At 60.5% G+C, this 13367-nt stretch carries 12 protein-coding genes and 1 pseudogene; 10 read left to right on the top strand and 3 right to left on the bottom strand.

Features of this window, described 5'->3' with window-relative positions; translation table 11 throughout:
* Positions 1–2: 2 nt before the first annotated feature.
* A complete protein-coding gene (locus NTD84_RS11580) occupies positions 3–605 on the top strand; it encodes a DUF924 family protein (protein ID WP_262165360.1) in 603 nt (200 codons plus the stop codon).
* Positions 606–738: 133 nt separating this feature from the next.
* Here NTD84_RS11580 and NTD84_RS30045 read toward each other — a convergent pair whose 3' ends face one another.
* Together NTD84_RS30045 and NTD84_RS30040 are read right to left on the bottom strand one after the other, a co-directional pair.
* Positions 739–1503 (bottom strand): methyl-accepting chemotaxis protein, encoded by a 765-nt coding sequence (locus tag NTD84_RS30045; protein ID WP_410017345.1) that lies wholly within the window; start codon positions 1501–1503, stop codon positions 739–741.
* Between the two features lie 93 nt (positions 1504–1596).
* Positions 1597–2619, bottom strand: a pseudogene (locus NTD84_RS30040) (cache domain-containing protein); the annotation flags it as partial.
* 293 nt (positions 2620–2912) lie between these two features.
* On the opposite strand from NTD84_RS30040, the gene NTD84_RS11570 reads away from it, so the two are divergent.
* Positions 2913–3167 carry an outer membrane protein assembly factor BamE gene (locus NTD84_RS11570; RefSeq protein WP_150713610.1) on the top strand — a complete coding sequence of 85 codons (255 nt, stop codon included), beginning with the start codon at positions 2913–2915 and terminating at the stop codon, positions 3165–3167.
* Between the two features lie 31 nt (positions 3168–3198).
* Positions 3199–3768 carry a lipocalin family protein gene (locus NTD84_RS11565; RefSeq protein WP_262165354.1) on the top strand — a complete coding sequence of 190 codons (570 nt, stop codon included), beginning with the start codon at positions 3199–3201 and terminating at the stop codon, positions 3766–3768.
* A gap of 120 nt (positions 3769–3888) precedes the next feature.
* Here NTD84_RS11565 and NTD84_RS11560 read toward each other — a convergent pair whose 3' ends face one another.
* Positions 3889–5253: a formimidoylglutamate deiminase gene (locus NTD84_RS11560; protein WP_262165352.1), complete on the bottom strand. Its 1365-nt coding sequence runs from the start codon at positions 5251–5253 to the stop codon at positions 3889–3891.
* 146 nt (positions 5254–5399) lie between these two features.
* Between NTD84_RS11560 and hutC the strand changes: the two genes are divergently transcribed.
* From hutC to NTD84_RS11525, 7 genes are all read left to right on the top strand, one after another.
* Positions 5400–6110, top strand: a complete 711-nt coding sequence (gene hutC / locus NTD84_RS11555; protein WP_174602685.1) for a histidine utilization repressor — start codon at positions 5400–5402, stop codon at positions 6108–6110.
* 10 nt (positions 6111–6120) lie between these two features.
* The gene (locus tag NTD84_RS11550) at positions 6121–6690 is read left to right on the top strand and encodes a HutD family protein (protein ID WP_262165350.1); all 570 of its coding nucleotides are present in this window, start codon (positions 6121–6123) and stop codon (positions 6688–6690) included.
* A gap of 495 nt (positions 6691–7185) precedes the next feature.
* A complete protein-coding gene (gene hutU / locus NTD84_RS11545) occupies positions 7186–8868 on the top strand; it encodes a urocanate hydratase (RefSeq protein ID WP_262165348.1) in 1683 nt (560 codons plus the stop codon).
* A gap of 153 nt (positions 8869–9021) precedes the next feature.
* Positions 9022–10494 (top strand): purine-cytosine permease family protein, encoded by a 1473-nt coding sequence (locus tag NTD84_RS11540; RefSeq protein WP_262165346.1) that lies wholly within the window; start codon positions 9022–9024, stop codon positions 10492–10494.
* 69 nt (positions 10495–10563) lie between these two features.
* On the top strand, positions 10564–11532 hold the full coding sequence (locus NTD84_RS11535) for an ABC transporter substrate-binding protein (protein ID WP_262165344.1): 969 nt from the start codon (positions 10564–10566) through the stop codon (positions 11530–11532).
* A 70-nt stretch (positions 11533–11602) separates the two neighbouring features.
* The gene (locus NTD84_RS11530; RefSeq protein ID WP_010464518.1) at positions 11603–12454 is read left to right on the top strand and encodes an ABC transporter permease; all 852 of its coding nucleotides are present in this window, start codon (positions 11603–11605) and stop codon (positions 12452–12454) included.
* Complete coding sequence (locus NTD84_RS11525; RefSeq protein WP_262165340.1) at positions 12451–13281, top strand: glycine betaine/L-proline ABC transporter ATP-binding protein; 831 nt, start codon at positions 12451–12453, stop codon at positions 13279–13281. Before NTD84_RS11530 ends, NTD84_RS11525 begins: the two co-directional genes overlap by 4 nt.
* Positions 13282–13367 lie beyond the last annotated feature (86 nt).

The following is a 13367-nucleotide window of genomic DNA, read 5'->3' as shown; positions in this document are numbered from 1 at the left end:
ACATGACTGCGCCCTGGCAGCCGTTGCTCGAATGGTGGTTCGGAACGCTCGAATCGCCGAACGACATAGCGGCTGACAAGGGCAAGTTATGGTTCGGCAAGCGCGACAGCCAGGACCTCGAAGCGCAGACGCGGTTCGGGGAATGGGTCGAGCAGGCACTGGCCGGCGGATTGACCGAATGGGCGCAACGCCCCGATGGTTGGCTGGCCCTGGTGCTGCTACTGGATCAACTCCCGCGAATGATCTTTCGCGAATCCCCCAAATCCTTCGCAGGCGATCTCCGGGCCCAGGCCCTGGTGGCGCAAGGCATTGCCGCGGATTTCGATCGGCAGTTGCGGCCGATTCAGCGGGTGTTCATTTATCTGGTGTTTGAGCATTGCGAGAATCTGGCGGTGCAGAACGAAGCGGTTTCGCGCTATATCGATCTGATTGCGCAACAGCCGGAGGGCGATCGGAAGCTGTTTGCCGATTTCCTGAACTATGCCGAAAAGCATCAGCGGGTGATTGCGCGGTTTGGACGATTTCCGCATCGCAATGCGGTGCTGGGGCGGGAGTCTACGGCTGAGGAAGTGGAGTTTCTTTCGGAGCCGGGGTCTCGGTTTTAGGTCTTGATTGTTGCAGATGCCATCTTCGCGAGCAGGCTCGCTCCCACATTGGATTTTTCAGTGAACACAGTTTCTGTGCACGGCCAAGATCCATGTGGGAGCGAGCCTGCTCGCGAAAGGGCTGGTTCAGGCACTAAATCCTGAAGCTACCGACCAACTGCTTAAGCCGCGCCGCCTGCTGCTCAAGGTCCGCGCACGCCCGCAACGTCGCCTGCAGGTTTTCCACCCCTTCCTGGTTCAGCGTGTTGATCTCGGTAATGTCGACATTGATCGACTCCACCACCGCCGTCTGCTCTTCCGTCGCCGTGGCCACCGACTGGTTCATGCCGTCAATTTCGCCGATGCGCTGGGTCACGCTGCCCAGGCGTTCGCCAGCCTGGTTGGCGATGCCGACACTGCTTTCACTCTGGCGCTGGCTGTCGGTCATGGTGCTCACCGCTTCGCGGGCGCCGACTTGCAGTTCTTCGATCATCTTCTGCACTTGCTGCGCCGAGTCCTGCGTGCGGTGCGCGAGGTTGCGCACTTCGTCGGCCACCACGGCAAAACCGCGTCCGGCTTCACCGGCGCGCGCCGCTTCGATGGCGGCGTTCAACGCCAACAGGTTGGTCTGCTGGGAGATGCTGGTGATCACTTCCAGAATCTGCCCGATGTTCACCGTGTTGCTGTTCAGGGTTTCGATGTTGCCGCAGGAATCGCTGATCTTCGCCGACAGCTGATGCATCGCCGCGATGGTTTTATCCACCACCTGCTGACCGTCTTCGGCCAGTGCACGGGCGTCGCTTGAATGCTGTGAGGCGAGGGCGGCGTTCTGGGCGATTTCCTGGGCGGCGGCCCCCAGTTCGTTGATGGCCGCAGCGACGCTGCTGGTGCGCGAGGCTTGCTGGTCGGAGTTGTACATCGACGAGTTTGACGCGGCGACCACGCGCAGGGCGACTTCGTTGACCTGGCCGGTGGCCGAAGACACTTCGCGGATCGACGTGTGGATGCGTTCCACGAAGCGGTTGAACGAGGTGCCCAACGCCCCGAATTCGTCGTGACCATGAATGGTCAGGCGCTTGGTCAGGTCACCTTCGCCTTCGGCAATGTCATGCATGGCGCGGCCCATGGTCAGCAGCGGCTGCATCAGGAAACTGATCAACATGCCCAGCAAGGCGATGATGATCACCACCGCAATCACCATGGCGACGATCGCCGAGGTGCGGAATTCGCTGAGCATTGCGAACGCCGTGTCCTGGTCCAGCACCAGCGCCACGTACCAGTCGGCTGACGGCACGCCGTTGACGTGGGTGAAGGAGATGAACTGGCGTTGGCCGTCGATCTCGACCTCTTTCATGCCCGGACTGATTTGTGGCGCGCTGTCGGGATAGGCCTCGCTCAGGTTCTTCAGGATCAGTTTGCTGTCCGGGTGAATCAGGATCTTGCCGTCGGCGCTGACGATGAACGCGTGGCCGTGGCCGCCGAAGTTCAGCGAGTTGATGATGGCGCTGACGCTGGACAGGTCAATATCGGCGCCAGCGACACCGATCATCTGGTTCTGATGCTGCACCGGGGTGGCGACGGTGATCACCAGCTTGCCGGAGGAGGCTGCGATGTACGGCTCGGTGACGATGGTCTTTTGTGCGCCATTGGCCGCCTTGTACCAGCCGCGGGCCCGCGGGTCGTAGTCGGATGCGCGATTGCCGGCCGGAATCGAAAACATCACGCCGTCGGTGCCGCCGAAGTAGCTCAACTGAAAGTTGCCGGTGTAGGCGGGCAGGTCGATGGCGCGTTGGAGGCTGGCCGGGGCGCTGCCGTCCACCGCGATCTGTTGCGACAGCGATTGCAGCAACTGGATGCGGCTTTCCAGCCAGGTCTGGATATTACTGGTGGTCAGGCTGCCGAGTTCCTGCATGGACGATTCGGTGCTGCTGCGCAGGGTCTGGCGTTGTCGGTAGTCGTTGAAGAGGATGAAGCAGGCAAAGGCAACAGCCACCACGAGGGCGGCAGCCAACAAAATCTTGTGGCTGAACTTCATGTTTCTGGTCATTAAATGAACTACCGCGGAGAGGCTGGTCGACAGGGGCGCCAATTTGCCATAGGAACGGGCTTTGCGCTGCTTTTATGTCGACTGCCCGGCGCCAAAGATTAGGCGGATCTGGCCAAAACCGACGAAATGCTCAACAGCAAAAGAAAGTGGCTGATTTTTCGGCAAAAGGCAGACGAGCGGCCCAAGAAATAGGCGGTTTGTCAGGGAACCAGATAGGGGTTTTCTCTTCTAAGCTTCTGCTTGGCACCCTGCCAATCCCCATTCGCACCAGGAGTTCCACCATGTCGCTGCGCTCCATCGCTCTGCTTTCGTTCTGCGTGTTGCTGGCCGCGTGCGGCAAGGTCAATCAGGAAAACTACTCCAAACTGTCGGCGGGCATGGCCAAGGCCGAGGTTGAAACCTTGCTCGGCAAACCCACTGACTGTTCGGGCGCGCTCGGCATGTCGAGTTGCACTTGGGGCGACAAGAACAGCTTTATCAGCGTGCAGTATGCCGGTGACAAAGTGTTGATGTTTTCGGGTCAAGGCCTGAAGTAATCCGGGGCGATGCGCCCGCGGGAGAAAAACAATGAAGCGGTTATTGATCCTCCTTTTTGCCGGCCTGGTACTGGCTGGCTGCGCCACTTCTGGCGAAGATCCGTTGGCGCCGAAAACCGTCAACAACGTCAATCTGAAAAAGTACCAAGGGACCTGGTACGAGTTGGCGCGTTTGCCGATGTATTTCCAGCGCAACTGCGCGCAATCTGAAGCCCACTACACCCTCAAGCCAGACGGCAATGTGATCGTGCTGAACCGCTGCCTGACCGCGGACTGGCAATGGGAAGAGGCCAAGGGCACCGCTTATCCCCAGGTGCCAGGCAAGACCGACAAGCTCTGGGTCGAGTTCGACACCTGGTTTTCACGGCTGATACCGGGCGTGGCGAAGGGCGAGTATTGGGTGTTGTACGTCAGCGATGACTACAAGACCGCCATCGTCGGTGATCCGAGCCGTCGCTATCTGTGGTTGCTGTCGCGGACCCCGACGGTCAATGGGGTGGTGCGCGAAGAGCTGCTAAGCAAGGCGCGCCAGCAGGGCTACGACACCACGCGACTGATCTGGCGGGCGACGGATACGCAGATGGCCAAGACCTCGAACTGACGAACGCAACAAAACAACTGTGGGAGCCAGCCTGCTGGCGATAGCTTGTATCAGTCACCCACTCTGTCGACTGATATGCCGCTATCGCCAGCAGGCTGGCTCCCACATTTTTGTTTTGTGTCAGCCCAGGAGCTCGCGCAGGACCTGAGTGAACGCGCGGTTGCTCTCTTCTTCGCCGGCATGCCGCCCATCGCGCACCACCCATCGGCCATTGACCAGCACATCGCGCACCTGACGATCGCCACCGGCAAATAACCAGCGGTTCAAAATCCCGTCACCTCTGGCAGTCGCCAGGTAGGGATCGTTGCCGTCCAGCACCAGCCAATCCGCCCGCTTTCCAACTTCCAGCGCACCAATCGGTTGGCCCAGCGCCTGCGCGCCACCCTCCAGCGCGGCGTCGTACAGTGTGCGGCCGACCATTGGCTGATCCGCGCCATACAAACGATTACGCCGCTGATCACGCAGACGCTGGCCGTATTCCAGCCAGCGCAACTCTTCCACCACGCTCAGCGACACATGGCTGTCGGAACCGATGCCCATGCGCCCGCCCTGCGCGAGGAAATCCACCGCCGGGAAAATCCCGTCGCCGAGGTTGGCCTCGGTGGTCAGGCACAGGCCGGCAATGGCGCGACTCTTGGCCATCAGCGTGACTTCTTCCGGGTTGGCGTGAGTCGCGTGGACCAGGCACCAGCGCTGATCGACTTCAGTGTTTTCGTACAGCCATTGCAGCGGACGGCGGCCACTCCAGCTCAGGCAGTCGTCGACTTCCTTCTGCTGCTCGGCAATGTGAATGTGCACCGGGCACTGCTGATCACTGGCGGCCAGCACCTCGCTGATCTGCTGTGGTGTGACCGCGCGCAACGAGTGGAAACACAGGCCCAATGATTGCGCCGATTGCTGCGCCAGGAGCGGCTGCAAGCGCGACTGCAGATTCAGGTAATTGTCCGTGCTGTTGATAAAGCGACGCTGGCCGTCGTTCGGCGTCTGGCCGCCAAAACCGGAATGGCTGTAGAGCACTGGCAGCAGGGTCAAACCGATGCCGGCGGAGCTGGCGGCCTGGCTGATGCGCAACGCCAGTTCGGCGGGATCGGCGTACGGTTGGCCGCTGGTGTCGTGGTGCACGTAGTGAAATTCCGCGACCGAGGTGTAACCGGCCTTGAGCATTTCGATGTACAGCTGACGGGCAATGACGCCGAGCTGGTCCGGGCTGATTTTCCCGACGAGGCGATACATTAGGTCGCGCCAGGTCCAGAAACTGTCGTTCGGATTGCCGGCCACTTCCGCTAATCCTGCCATCGCGCGCTGGAACGCGTGGGAGTGCAGATTCGGCATTCCCGGCAACAACGGACCGTTTAGCCGTTCGGCGCCTTCTGCGTGGGAATCGGCCTGGATTTGGGTCAACACGCCATCGGCGCTGACCTCTAGACGTACATTGTTGGCCCATCCACTAGGCAGCAGCGCGCGTTCGGCAAAGAAGGCGGACATGGTTCAGCACCCCATCGTGTGTTATTTGTATATACATATACAGACGTTTGCCTGCTCGGTAAACTCCGGCAAGCTAGCAACTTCTACCCAATGACCAAGGATTAACCGTGCCGACTCCGCCTGCAGTGTCACCGTTGGCCGCGAACATGGGCGACAGTCCGGCGCCCTTGTACGCCCGCGTCAAACAGATGATCACCCAGCAAATCGACAGTGGAAACTGGCCGCCGCACTACCGCGTTCCGTCGGAAAGCGAGCTGGTCAGCCAGCTCGGTTTCAGCCGCATGACCATCAACCGCGCGCTACGCGAGATGACTGCCGACGGTCTGCTGGTTCGCATGCAGGGGGTCGGCACGTTCGTCGCCGAGCCGAAAAGCCAGTCCGCGCTGTTTGAAGTGCACAACATCGCCGACGAAATCGCCTCCCGCGGCCACCGCCACACCTGCCAGGTCATCACCCTCGAGGAAGAGGCCGCCGGTTCCGAGCGCGCCCTGGCGCTGGACATGCGTGAAGGGCAAAAGGTTTTTCATTCGCTGATCGTGCATTTCGAAAACGACATCCCGGTGCAGATCGAAGACCGTTTCGTGAACGCGCTGGTGGCCCCCGATTACCTCAAGCAGGACTTCACCCTGCAAACGCCTTACGCCTACCTGAACCAGGTCGCGCCGCTGACCGAAGGCGAGCACGTGGTTGAGGCGATTCTGGCCGAGGCGTCCGAGTGCAAATTGCTGCAGATTGAAAAGGGCGAGCCGTGCCTGCTGATTCGCCGTCGCACCTGGTCCGGCCGTCAGCCGGTGACCGCTGCACGTTTGATTCACCCCGGCTCCCGTCATCGTCTGGAAGGTCGGTTCCATAAATAGAGCGCTATCAATGAAAGAAACCAAAGTTCTACGGGCCAGGGATTACCCGCGCATGCCATGGAAAAACGGCGGCGGCAGCACTGAAGAAATTACCCGCGATGCGGGAACTGGCCTTGATGGCTTCGGCTGGCGCCTGTCGATTGCCGACATCGGTGAGTCGGGCGGGTTTTCCACCTTCGCGGGTTACGAGCGGATTATCACGGTGTTGCAGGGCGATGGCATGACCCTGTCAGTTGACGGCCAGGCAACGCGGCCGTTGTTGCCGATCGACCCGTTTGCCTTCAGTGGTGAGAGCCAGGTGTCCTGCACCTTGCTGGGTGGGCCGATCCGCGATTTCAACCTGATCTATGCGCCAAAGCGTTACAGCGCGCGGTTGCAGTGGCTGCAGGGCGAGCAGCGGTTTTTCAGCGAAGCGGGGACGGTACTGGTGTTCAGTGTCAGTGATACGCTTGAGGTGATGATCAATGGCAGTGCCCAGCAACTGGGTCGCCATGACTGCCTGCAACTGGAGAAAAATGCCGGTCTCGTGGAAGTCTCCATTGACAGCGCCTGCTGCGTTATCGAACTGACTGCACGCTGATCCCTGATCCCTTGCACTATCCCCTGTAGGAGCGAGCACGCTCGCGAGAAACCCAAGAGCGCCGCGGGGTATATGGTTCCCCCCCGTCAGCGTTCACGACCATCGTCGGAACGCCGCCCGGAGCCTGCTCGCTCCTACAGTAGAAAATCGTTTCCCTCATCGCACCAACTTGTTACCGAACGCCCCAGCGTGGCGCAAAACCGTGCTCAAGTAACAGCCGTTAGCCCTTCCGCAAAATCCCTTCGAAAAATTTCATCTCCCTCAGAACCCTTATCCTACAGGCCTTAGCGCTTTTTCCGACTTTTTCTTGAATGCCCATCCAACAAGTTGGCCGCTTGATTGCATATGCTTGTATGTACAAGTAAAGACGTATGCGTATGAGTCGATCGAGACTCCTCGCAACGTCCACTGATTCGCTTGCGGCGCAACGATGCGCGCAGGCTGACTTGCCCACTGCCAGGGTTGGTTTGGATTGATCGCTGAGGAGTCTTTTTCGTGACTGACATTAAACCTACTAAGTTTCGTGACGTTGAAATCCGCGCTGCCCGCGGTAACACGCTGACCGCCAAGAGCTGGCTGACCGAAGCGCCGCTGCGCATGCTGATGAACAACCTTGATCCGGAAGTGGCCGAGAACCCTAAGGAACTGGTGGTTTACGGCGGCATCGGTCGTGCGGCACGTAACTGGGAGTGCTACGACAAGATCGTCGAAAGCCTGACCAACCTGAACGACGACGAGACCCTGCTGGTGCAATCCGGCAAGCCGGTCGGCGTGTTCAAGACCCACACCAATGCCCCGCGCGTACTGATCGCCAACTCCAACCTGGTACCGCACTGGGCGAGCTGGGAACACTTCAACGAACTCGACGCCAAAGGCCTGGCCATGTACGGCCAGATGACCGCCGGCAGCTGGATCTACATTGGCAGCCAGGGCATCGTCCAGGGCACCTACGAAACCTTCGTCGAAGCCGGTCGCCAGCACTACAACGATGACCTGAAAGGTCGTTGGGTCCTGACCGCAGGCCTCGGCGGCATGGGCGGCGCTCAACCACTGGCCGCCACCCTGGCGGGTGCGTGCTCGCTGAACATCGAATGCCAGCAGGTCAGCATCGATTTCCGTTTGAAAAGCCGTTACGTCGATGAGCAAGCCAAGGACCTCGACGACGCGCTGGCCCGCATCGAGAAGTACACCAAAGAAGGCAAGGCGATCTCCATCGCCCTGCTGGGCAACGCGGCGGAAATCCTCCCGGAACTGGTCCGGCGCGGCGTACGCCCGGACATGGTCACCGACCAGACCAGCGCCCACGACCCGCTCAACGGCTACCTGCCGGCCGGCTGGACCTGGGACGAATACCGCGCTCGTGCCAAGACCGAGCCGGCCGCCGTGATCAAGGCAGCCAAGCAGTCGATGGCCGTGCACGTCAAAGCCATGCTGGAATTCCAGAAGCAAGGCATCCCGACCTTCGACTACGGCAACAACATCCGTCAGATGGCTCAGGAAGTGGGCGTGGAAAACGCCTTCGACTTCCCGGGCTTCGTGCCGGCGTACATCCGTCCGCTGTTCTGCCGTGGCATCGGCCCGTTCCGCTGGGCGGCACTGTCTGGCGATCCGCAAGACATCTACAAGACCGACGCCAAAGTCAAAGAGCTGATCCCGGACGACGCGCACCTGCACAACTGGCTGGACATGGCCCGCGAGCGCATCAGCTTCCAGGGTCTGCCGGCACGTATCTGCTGGGTTGGCCTGGGCCTGCGCGCCAAGCTCGGCCTGGCGTTCAACGAAATGGTGCGCAGCGGCGAGCTGTCGGCGCCAATCGTGATCGGTCGCGACCACCTGGACTCCGGTTCGGTGTCGAGCCCTAACCGCGAAACCGAGTCGATGCAGGACGGTTCCGACGCCGTGTCCGACTGGCCACTGCTCAACGCCCTGCTCAACACCGCGAGCGGCGCGACCTGGGTGTCGCTGCACCACGGCGGCGGCGTCGGCATGGGCTTCTCCCAGCACTCGGGCATGGTGATCGTCTGCGACGGTACGGACGAAGCGGCCGAGCGTATCGCTCGCGTGTTGCACAACGACCCGGCGACGGGTGTGATGCGTCACGCCGATGCGGGTTACCAGATCGCGATCGACTGCGCCAAGGAACAAGGGCTGAACCTGCCAATGATTACTGGCAAGTGACAGGCAACTGAAGATTGCCCTTTGTGGGAGCGAGCCTGCTCGCGATGACGGCGGCACATTCAGCTCAGTTGTTCACTGAGAGGCCGCTATCGCGAGCAGGCTCGCTCCCACAGAAGCCGAACCCTATCCAGAACAATCCACAGAGGTTGAACCATGGCTGTTAACAACGATCGTGCAGGCAATAAACCGTTGATCGAAAGGCGTTCGATCGACTACATCCCGGAAGCGGAAAGACACGGTCGTCTGTTGAGCCAGTTCACCCTGTGGATGGGTGCCAACCTGCAAATCACCGCGATTGTCACCGGGGCCCTGGCCGTGGTGCTGGGCGGTGATGTGTTCTGGTCACTGATCGGTTTGCTGATCGGCCAACTGATCGGCGGCGGCGTCATGGCGCTGCATGCCGCGCAGGGGCCCAAGCTGGGTCTGCCGCAGATGATCTCCAGCCGCGTGCAGTTCGGCGTCTATGGTGCGGCCATCCCGATCGTGCTGGTCTGCCTGATGTACCTGGGCTTCACCGCCACCGGAACCGTACTGTCCGGCCAGGCGCTGGGCCAGTTGTTCGGTGTCAGCGACAGTGTCGGTATCCTCACTTTCGCCAGTGTCATCGTGCTGGTCACGGTGCTTGGTTATCGGGTGATCCATTGGATTGGCCGTATTGCCAGCGTCATTGGCGTGATTGCGTTTGTGTACCTGTTCACGCGTCTGATGAGCCAGACGGACGTTGGCGCACTCCTGCAAATCCGCCACTTCAGCTGGAGCAGCTTCCTGCTCGCCGTGTCGCTCGCGGCGTCCTGGCAGATCGCGTTCGGCCCGTATGTGGCTGACTATTCACGCTACCTGCCAAGCAACACTTCCTCGGTGAAAACCTTTTTCGCCGCAGGCGCGGGTTCGGTCATTGGCGCACAAGTGGCGATGATCCTCGGCGTGTTCGCTGCCGCTTCGTCCAACGGGCAATTTGCCGGTCACGAAGTGGCTTACATCGTCGGTCTGGGCGGTACCGGTGCCACCGCGGCGCTGCTGTACTTCAGCATCGCGTTCGGCAAGGTCACCATTTCCACGTTGAACTCGTACGGCAGCTTCATGTGCATCGCGACCATCATCAGCGGTTTCCGTGGCGAGCTGAAGGTCACGCGCTTGCAGCGTCTGGTCTTCGTGCTGGTCATCGTCGGTGCCGCGACCCTGATGGCGTTGCTCGGTCAGCACTCGTTCCTCGGTGCGTTCAAGTCCTTCATCCTGTTCCTGCTGGCGTTCTTCACACCGTGGAGCGCGATCAACCTGGTGGACTACTACTGCATCACCCGCGAGCGCTATGACGTCCCGGCGCTGGCTGATCCGCAAGGTCGTTACGGCCGCTGGAACCCCCTCGGTATCAGCGTCTATGTCTTCGGTGTACTGGTGCAGTTGCCGTTCATCTCCACCAAGTTCTACACCGGTCCGCTGGTGGCGGCCCTGGGTGACGTGGACATTTCCTGGATTATCGGTCTGGTGCTTCCCGCAGCCCTGTATTACGTATGCGCAAAAAAATGGCACGGTTCAGTGCCCGATCAACTGATTCTGCCAGTCGAGCAGAACAGCGTTGTACAACCTAAAACAAGCGGGGCCGGTCGCGCTGCGGCGCAGGCCTGATTGGACGTGGACAGGGCTGGATGCCTCTTGACTGCCGTAAGCCAATTCATGATTAGGAGCGTCACAACAATGAAATCGAACAAGACTCTGCTGACTACCGTGCTTTCCATGGGCCTGCTGGCCAGTGCCGGCGCCACTCAGGCGGCCGGTTGGTGCGAATCGGGCAAACCGGTGAAATTCGCCGGTCTGAACTGGGAAAGCGCCATGTTACTGACCGACGTGCTGCAGACCGTGTTGGAAAAAGGTTACGACTGCAAGACCGACAGCTTGCCAGGCAACTCCATCACCATGGAAAACGCCCTGAGCAGCAACGACATTCAAGTGTTTGCCGAAGAGTGGGTCGGCCGCAGCGAAGTCTGGAACAAGGCCGAGAAGGCCGGCAAGGTCGTCGGTGTCGGCGCTCCGGTGGTTGGTGCGGTGGAAGGCTGGTACGTGCCTCGCTACGTGATCGAAGGCGATGCCAAGCGCAAGCTGGAAGCCAAGGCGCCAGACCTGAAAAACATTGCTGACCTGGCCAAGTATTCCTCGGTGTTCAAGGATGCCGAAGAACCTGGCAAGGGCCGTTTCTACAACTGCCCGGCCGGCTGGACCTGTGAACTCGACAACAGCGAAATGCTGAAAAGCTACGGCCTGGAAAGCAGCTACACCAACTTCCGCCCCGGCACCGGCCCGGCGCTGGATGCCGCGGTGCTGTCGAGCTACAAGCGTGGCGAGCCGATCCTGTTCTACTACTGGTCGCCAACCCCGCTGATGGGCCAGGTCGACCTGGTCAAGCTCGAAGAGAAGCCAGGCGTGGACAAGCGTGTAACCATCAAGGTCGGCCTGTCCAAGACCTTCCACGACGAGGCCCCGGAACTGGTGGCCGTGCTGGAAAAGGTCAATATGCCGATCGACCTGCTGAACCAGAACCTCGGGCGCATGGCCAAAGAGCGAATCGAATCGCCAAAACTGGCGAAAACCTTCCTCAAGGAACATCCTGAAGTCTGGCACGCATGGGTGAGCGAAGACGCAGCCAAGAAGATCGACGCGGCCTTGTAGGTTGAGCCTCTCCGACTGCCGGTCACGGCAGTCGGACGCTGAATCGCAACCCCTTGATTGAGAGTCTCTTATGTTTCCCGAAAGCTTTACCTTTTCCATCGCCGACTGGGTCAACGGTTGGGTCGATTCGCTGGTCACCAACTACGGCGACGTGTTTCGGCACATCTCCGATACCCTGTTGTGGGCCATCGTCAATCTTGAAGGACTGCTGCGTGCGGCGCCTTGGTGGCTGATGCTGGCGATCGTCGCAGGCGTGGCCTGGCACGCGACCCGCAAAGTCGTGACCACGGCCGTGATCGTCGGCCTGCTGTTCCTCGTGGGTGCGGTCGGCCTCTGGGACAAACTGATGCAGACCCTCGCGCTGATGATGGTGGCGACGGTCATTTCGGTGCTGATCGGCATTCCGCTGGGGATTCTTTCGGCGCGCAGCAATCGCCTGCGTTCGGTGCTGATGCCGTTGCTGGACATCATGCAGACCATGCCGAGTTTCGTGTACCTGATCCCGGTGCTGATGCTGTTCGGCCTGGGCAAGGTGCCGGCGATTTTCGCGACGGTGATTTACGCCGCGCCGCCGCTGATCCGCCTGACCGATCTGGGCATCCGCCAGGTCGACGGTGAAGTGATGGAAGCGATCAACGCCTTCGGTGCCAATCGTTGGCAGCAACTGTTCGGCGTGCAACTGCCGCTGGCCCTGCCGAGCATCATGGCCGGGATCAACCAGACCACCATGATGGCTCTGTCGATGGTGGTGATTGCCTCGATGATCGGTGCCCGTGGCCTCGGCGAAGATGTGTTGGTGGGGATTCAGACCCTCAACGTCGGACGCGGCCTTGAAGCCGGCCTGGCGATCGTGATTCTGGCAGTGGTCATCGACCGCATTACTCAGGCGTATGGTCGGCCACGGCATGAGGTGAGCAAATGAGCAACGAAGCCATCAGCAAGATCGAAGTCAAAAACGTCTTCAAGATTTTCGGCAACCGTTCCAGGGAAGCGCTGGGCATGATCAGCCAGGGCAAGACCAAGGATCAGGTACTGGCCGAAACCGGCTGTGTGGTCGGCGTGAACGACTTGTCGTTGAGCATCGGCACCGGCGAGATCTTCGTGATCATGGGCCTGTCGGGTTCCGGCAAGTCGACCCTGGTGCGCCACTTCAATCGCCTGATCGACCCGACCAGCGGCGCGATCCTGGTGGACGGCGTGGACATCCTGCAATACGACATGGAAGCCCTGCGCGAATTTCGCCGGCACAAGATCAGCATGGTGTTCCAGAGCTTCGGCCTGCTGCCACACAAGACCGTGGTCGAGAACGTCGCCTACGGCCTGAAAGTCCGCGGCGAGAGCAAGCAGATGTGCTCCGAGCGCGCGCTGCACTGGATCAACACCGTGGGCCTCAAAGGGTACGAAAACAAATACCCGCATCAGCTTTCTGGCGGCATGCGGCAGCGTGTGGGCCTGGCCCGTGCATTGGCGGCGGACACCGACATCATCCTGATGGACGAAGCCTTCAGCGCCCTCGACCCGCTGATCCGCGCGGAGATGCAGGACCAGTTGCTGGAACTGCAAAAGACCCTGCACAAGACCATCGTCTTCATCACCCACGACCTCGACGAGGCCGTGCGCATCGGCAACCGCATCGCGATCCTCAAGGATGGCCGCCTGATCCAGGTCGGCACGCCGCGAGAGATTCTGCATTCGCCGGCGGATGAATATGTCGACCGCTTCGTTCAGCGGCGGGCGGCGGTGGTTTAAGCAGATTTGCAGCGTTCAGGCCGGCCTCTTCGCGGGCAAGCCCGCTCCCACGGGGACTGGTTGTGTTGCACAAATGTTGTTCACAC

This window comes from Pseudomonas sp. 14P_8.1_Bac3 (genome assembly GCF_025466085.1).
Taxonomy (GTDB): Bacteria; Pseudomonadota; Gammaproteobacteria; order Pseudomonadales; family Pseudomonadaceae; genus Aquipseudomonas.
Note: the sequence above shows the minus strand (reverse complement) of the source record. Positions and strands in the feature narration are given on the sequence as shown.

Coding starts and splice junctions, on each gene's coding strand:
- NTD84_RS11550 (WP_262165350.1), top strand. CDS start 6,121: ATGAAAGAAACCAAAGTTCTACGGGCCAGGGATTACCCGCGCATGCCA.
- NTD84_RS11560 (WP_262165352.1), bottom strand. CDS start 5,253: ATGTCCGCCTTCTTTGCCGAACGCGCGCTGCTGCCTAGTGGATGGGCC.
- NTD84_RS11570 (WP_150713610.1), top strand. CDS start 2,913: ATGTCGCTGCGCTCCATCGCTCTGCTTTCGTTCTGCGTGTTGCTGGCC.
- NTD84_RS11565 (WP_262165354.1), top strand. CDS start 3,199: ATGAAGCGGTTATTGATCCTCCTTTTTGCCGGCCTGGTACTGGCTGGC.
- NTD84_RS11525 (WP_262165340.1), top strand. CDS start 12,451: ATGAGCAACGAAGCCATCAGCAAGATCGAAGTCAAAAACGTCTTCAAG.
- NTD84_RS11535 (WP_262165344.1), top strand. CDS start 10,564: ATGAAATCGAACAAGACTCTGCTGACTACCGTGCTTTCCATGGGCCTG.
- NTD84_RS30045 (WP_410017345.1), bottom strand. CDS start 1,503: ATGTACAACTCCGACCAGCAAGCCTCGCGCACCAGCAGCGTCGCTGCG.
- NTD84_RS11530 (WP_010464518.1), top strand. CDS start 11,603: ATGTTTCCCGAAAGCTTTACCTTTTCCATCGCCGACTGGGTCAACGGT.
- hutC (WP_174602685.1), top strand. CDS start 5,400: ATGGGCGACAGTCCGGCGCCCTTGTACGCCCGCGTCAAACAGATGATC.
- NTD84_RS11540 (WP_262165346.1), top strand. CDS start 9,022: ATGGCTGTTAACAACGATCGTGCAGGCAATAAACCGTTGATCGAAAGG.
- NTD84_RS11580 (WP_262165360.1), top strand. CDS start 3: ATGACTGCGCCCTGGCAGCCGTTGCTCGAATGGTGGTTCGGAACGCTC.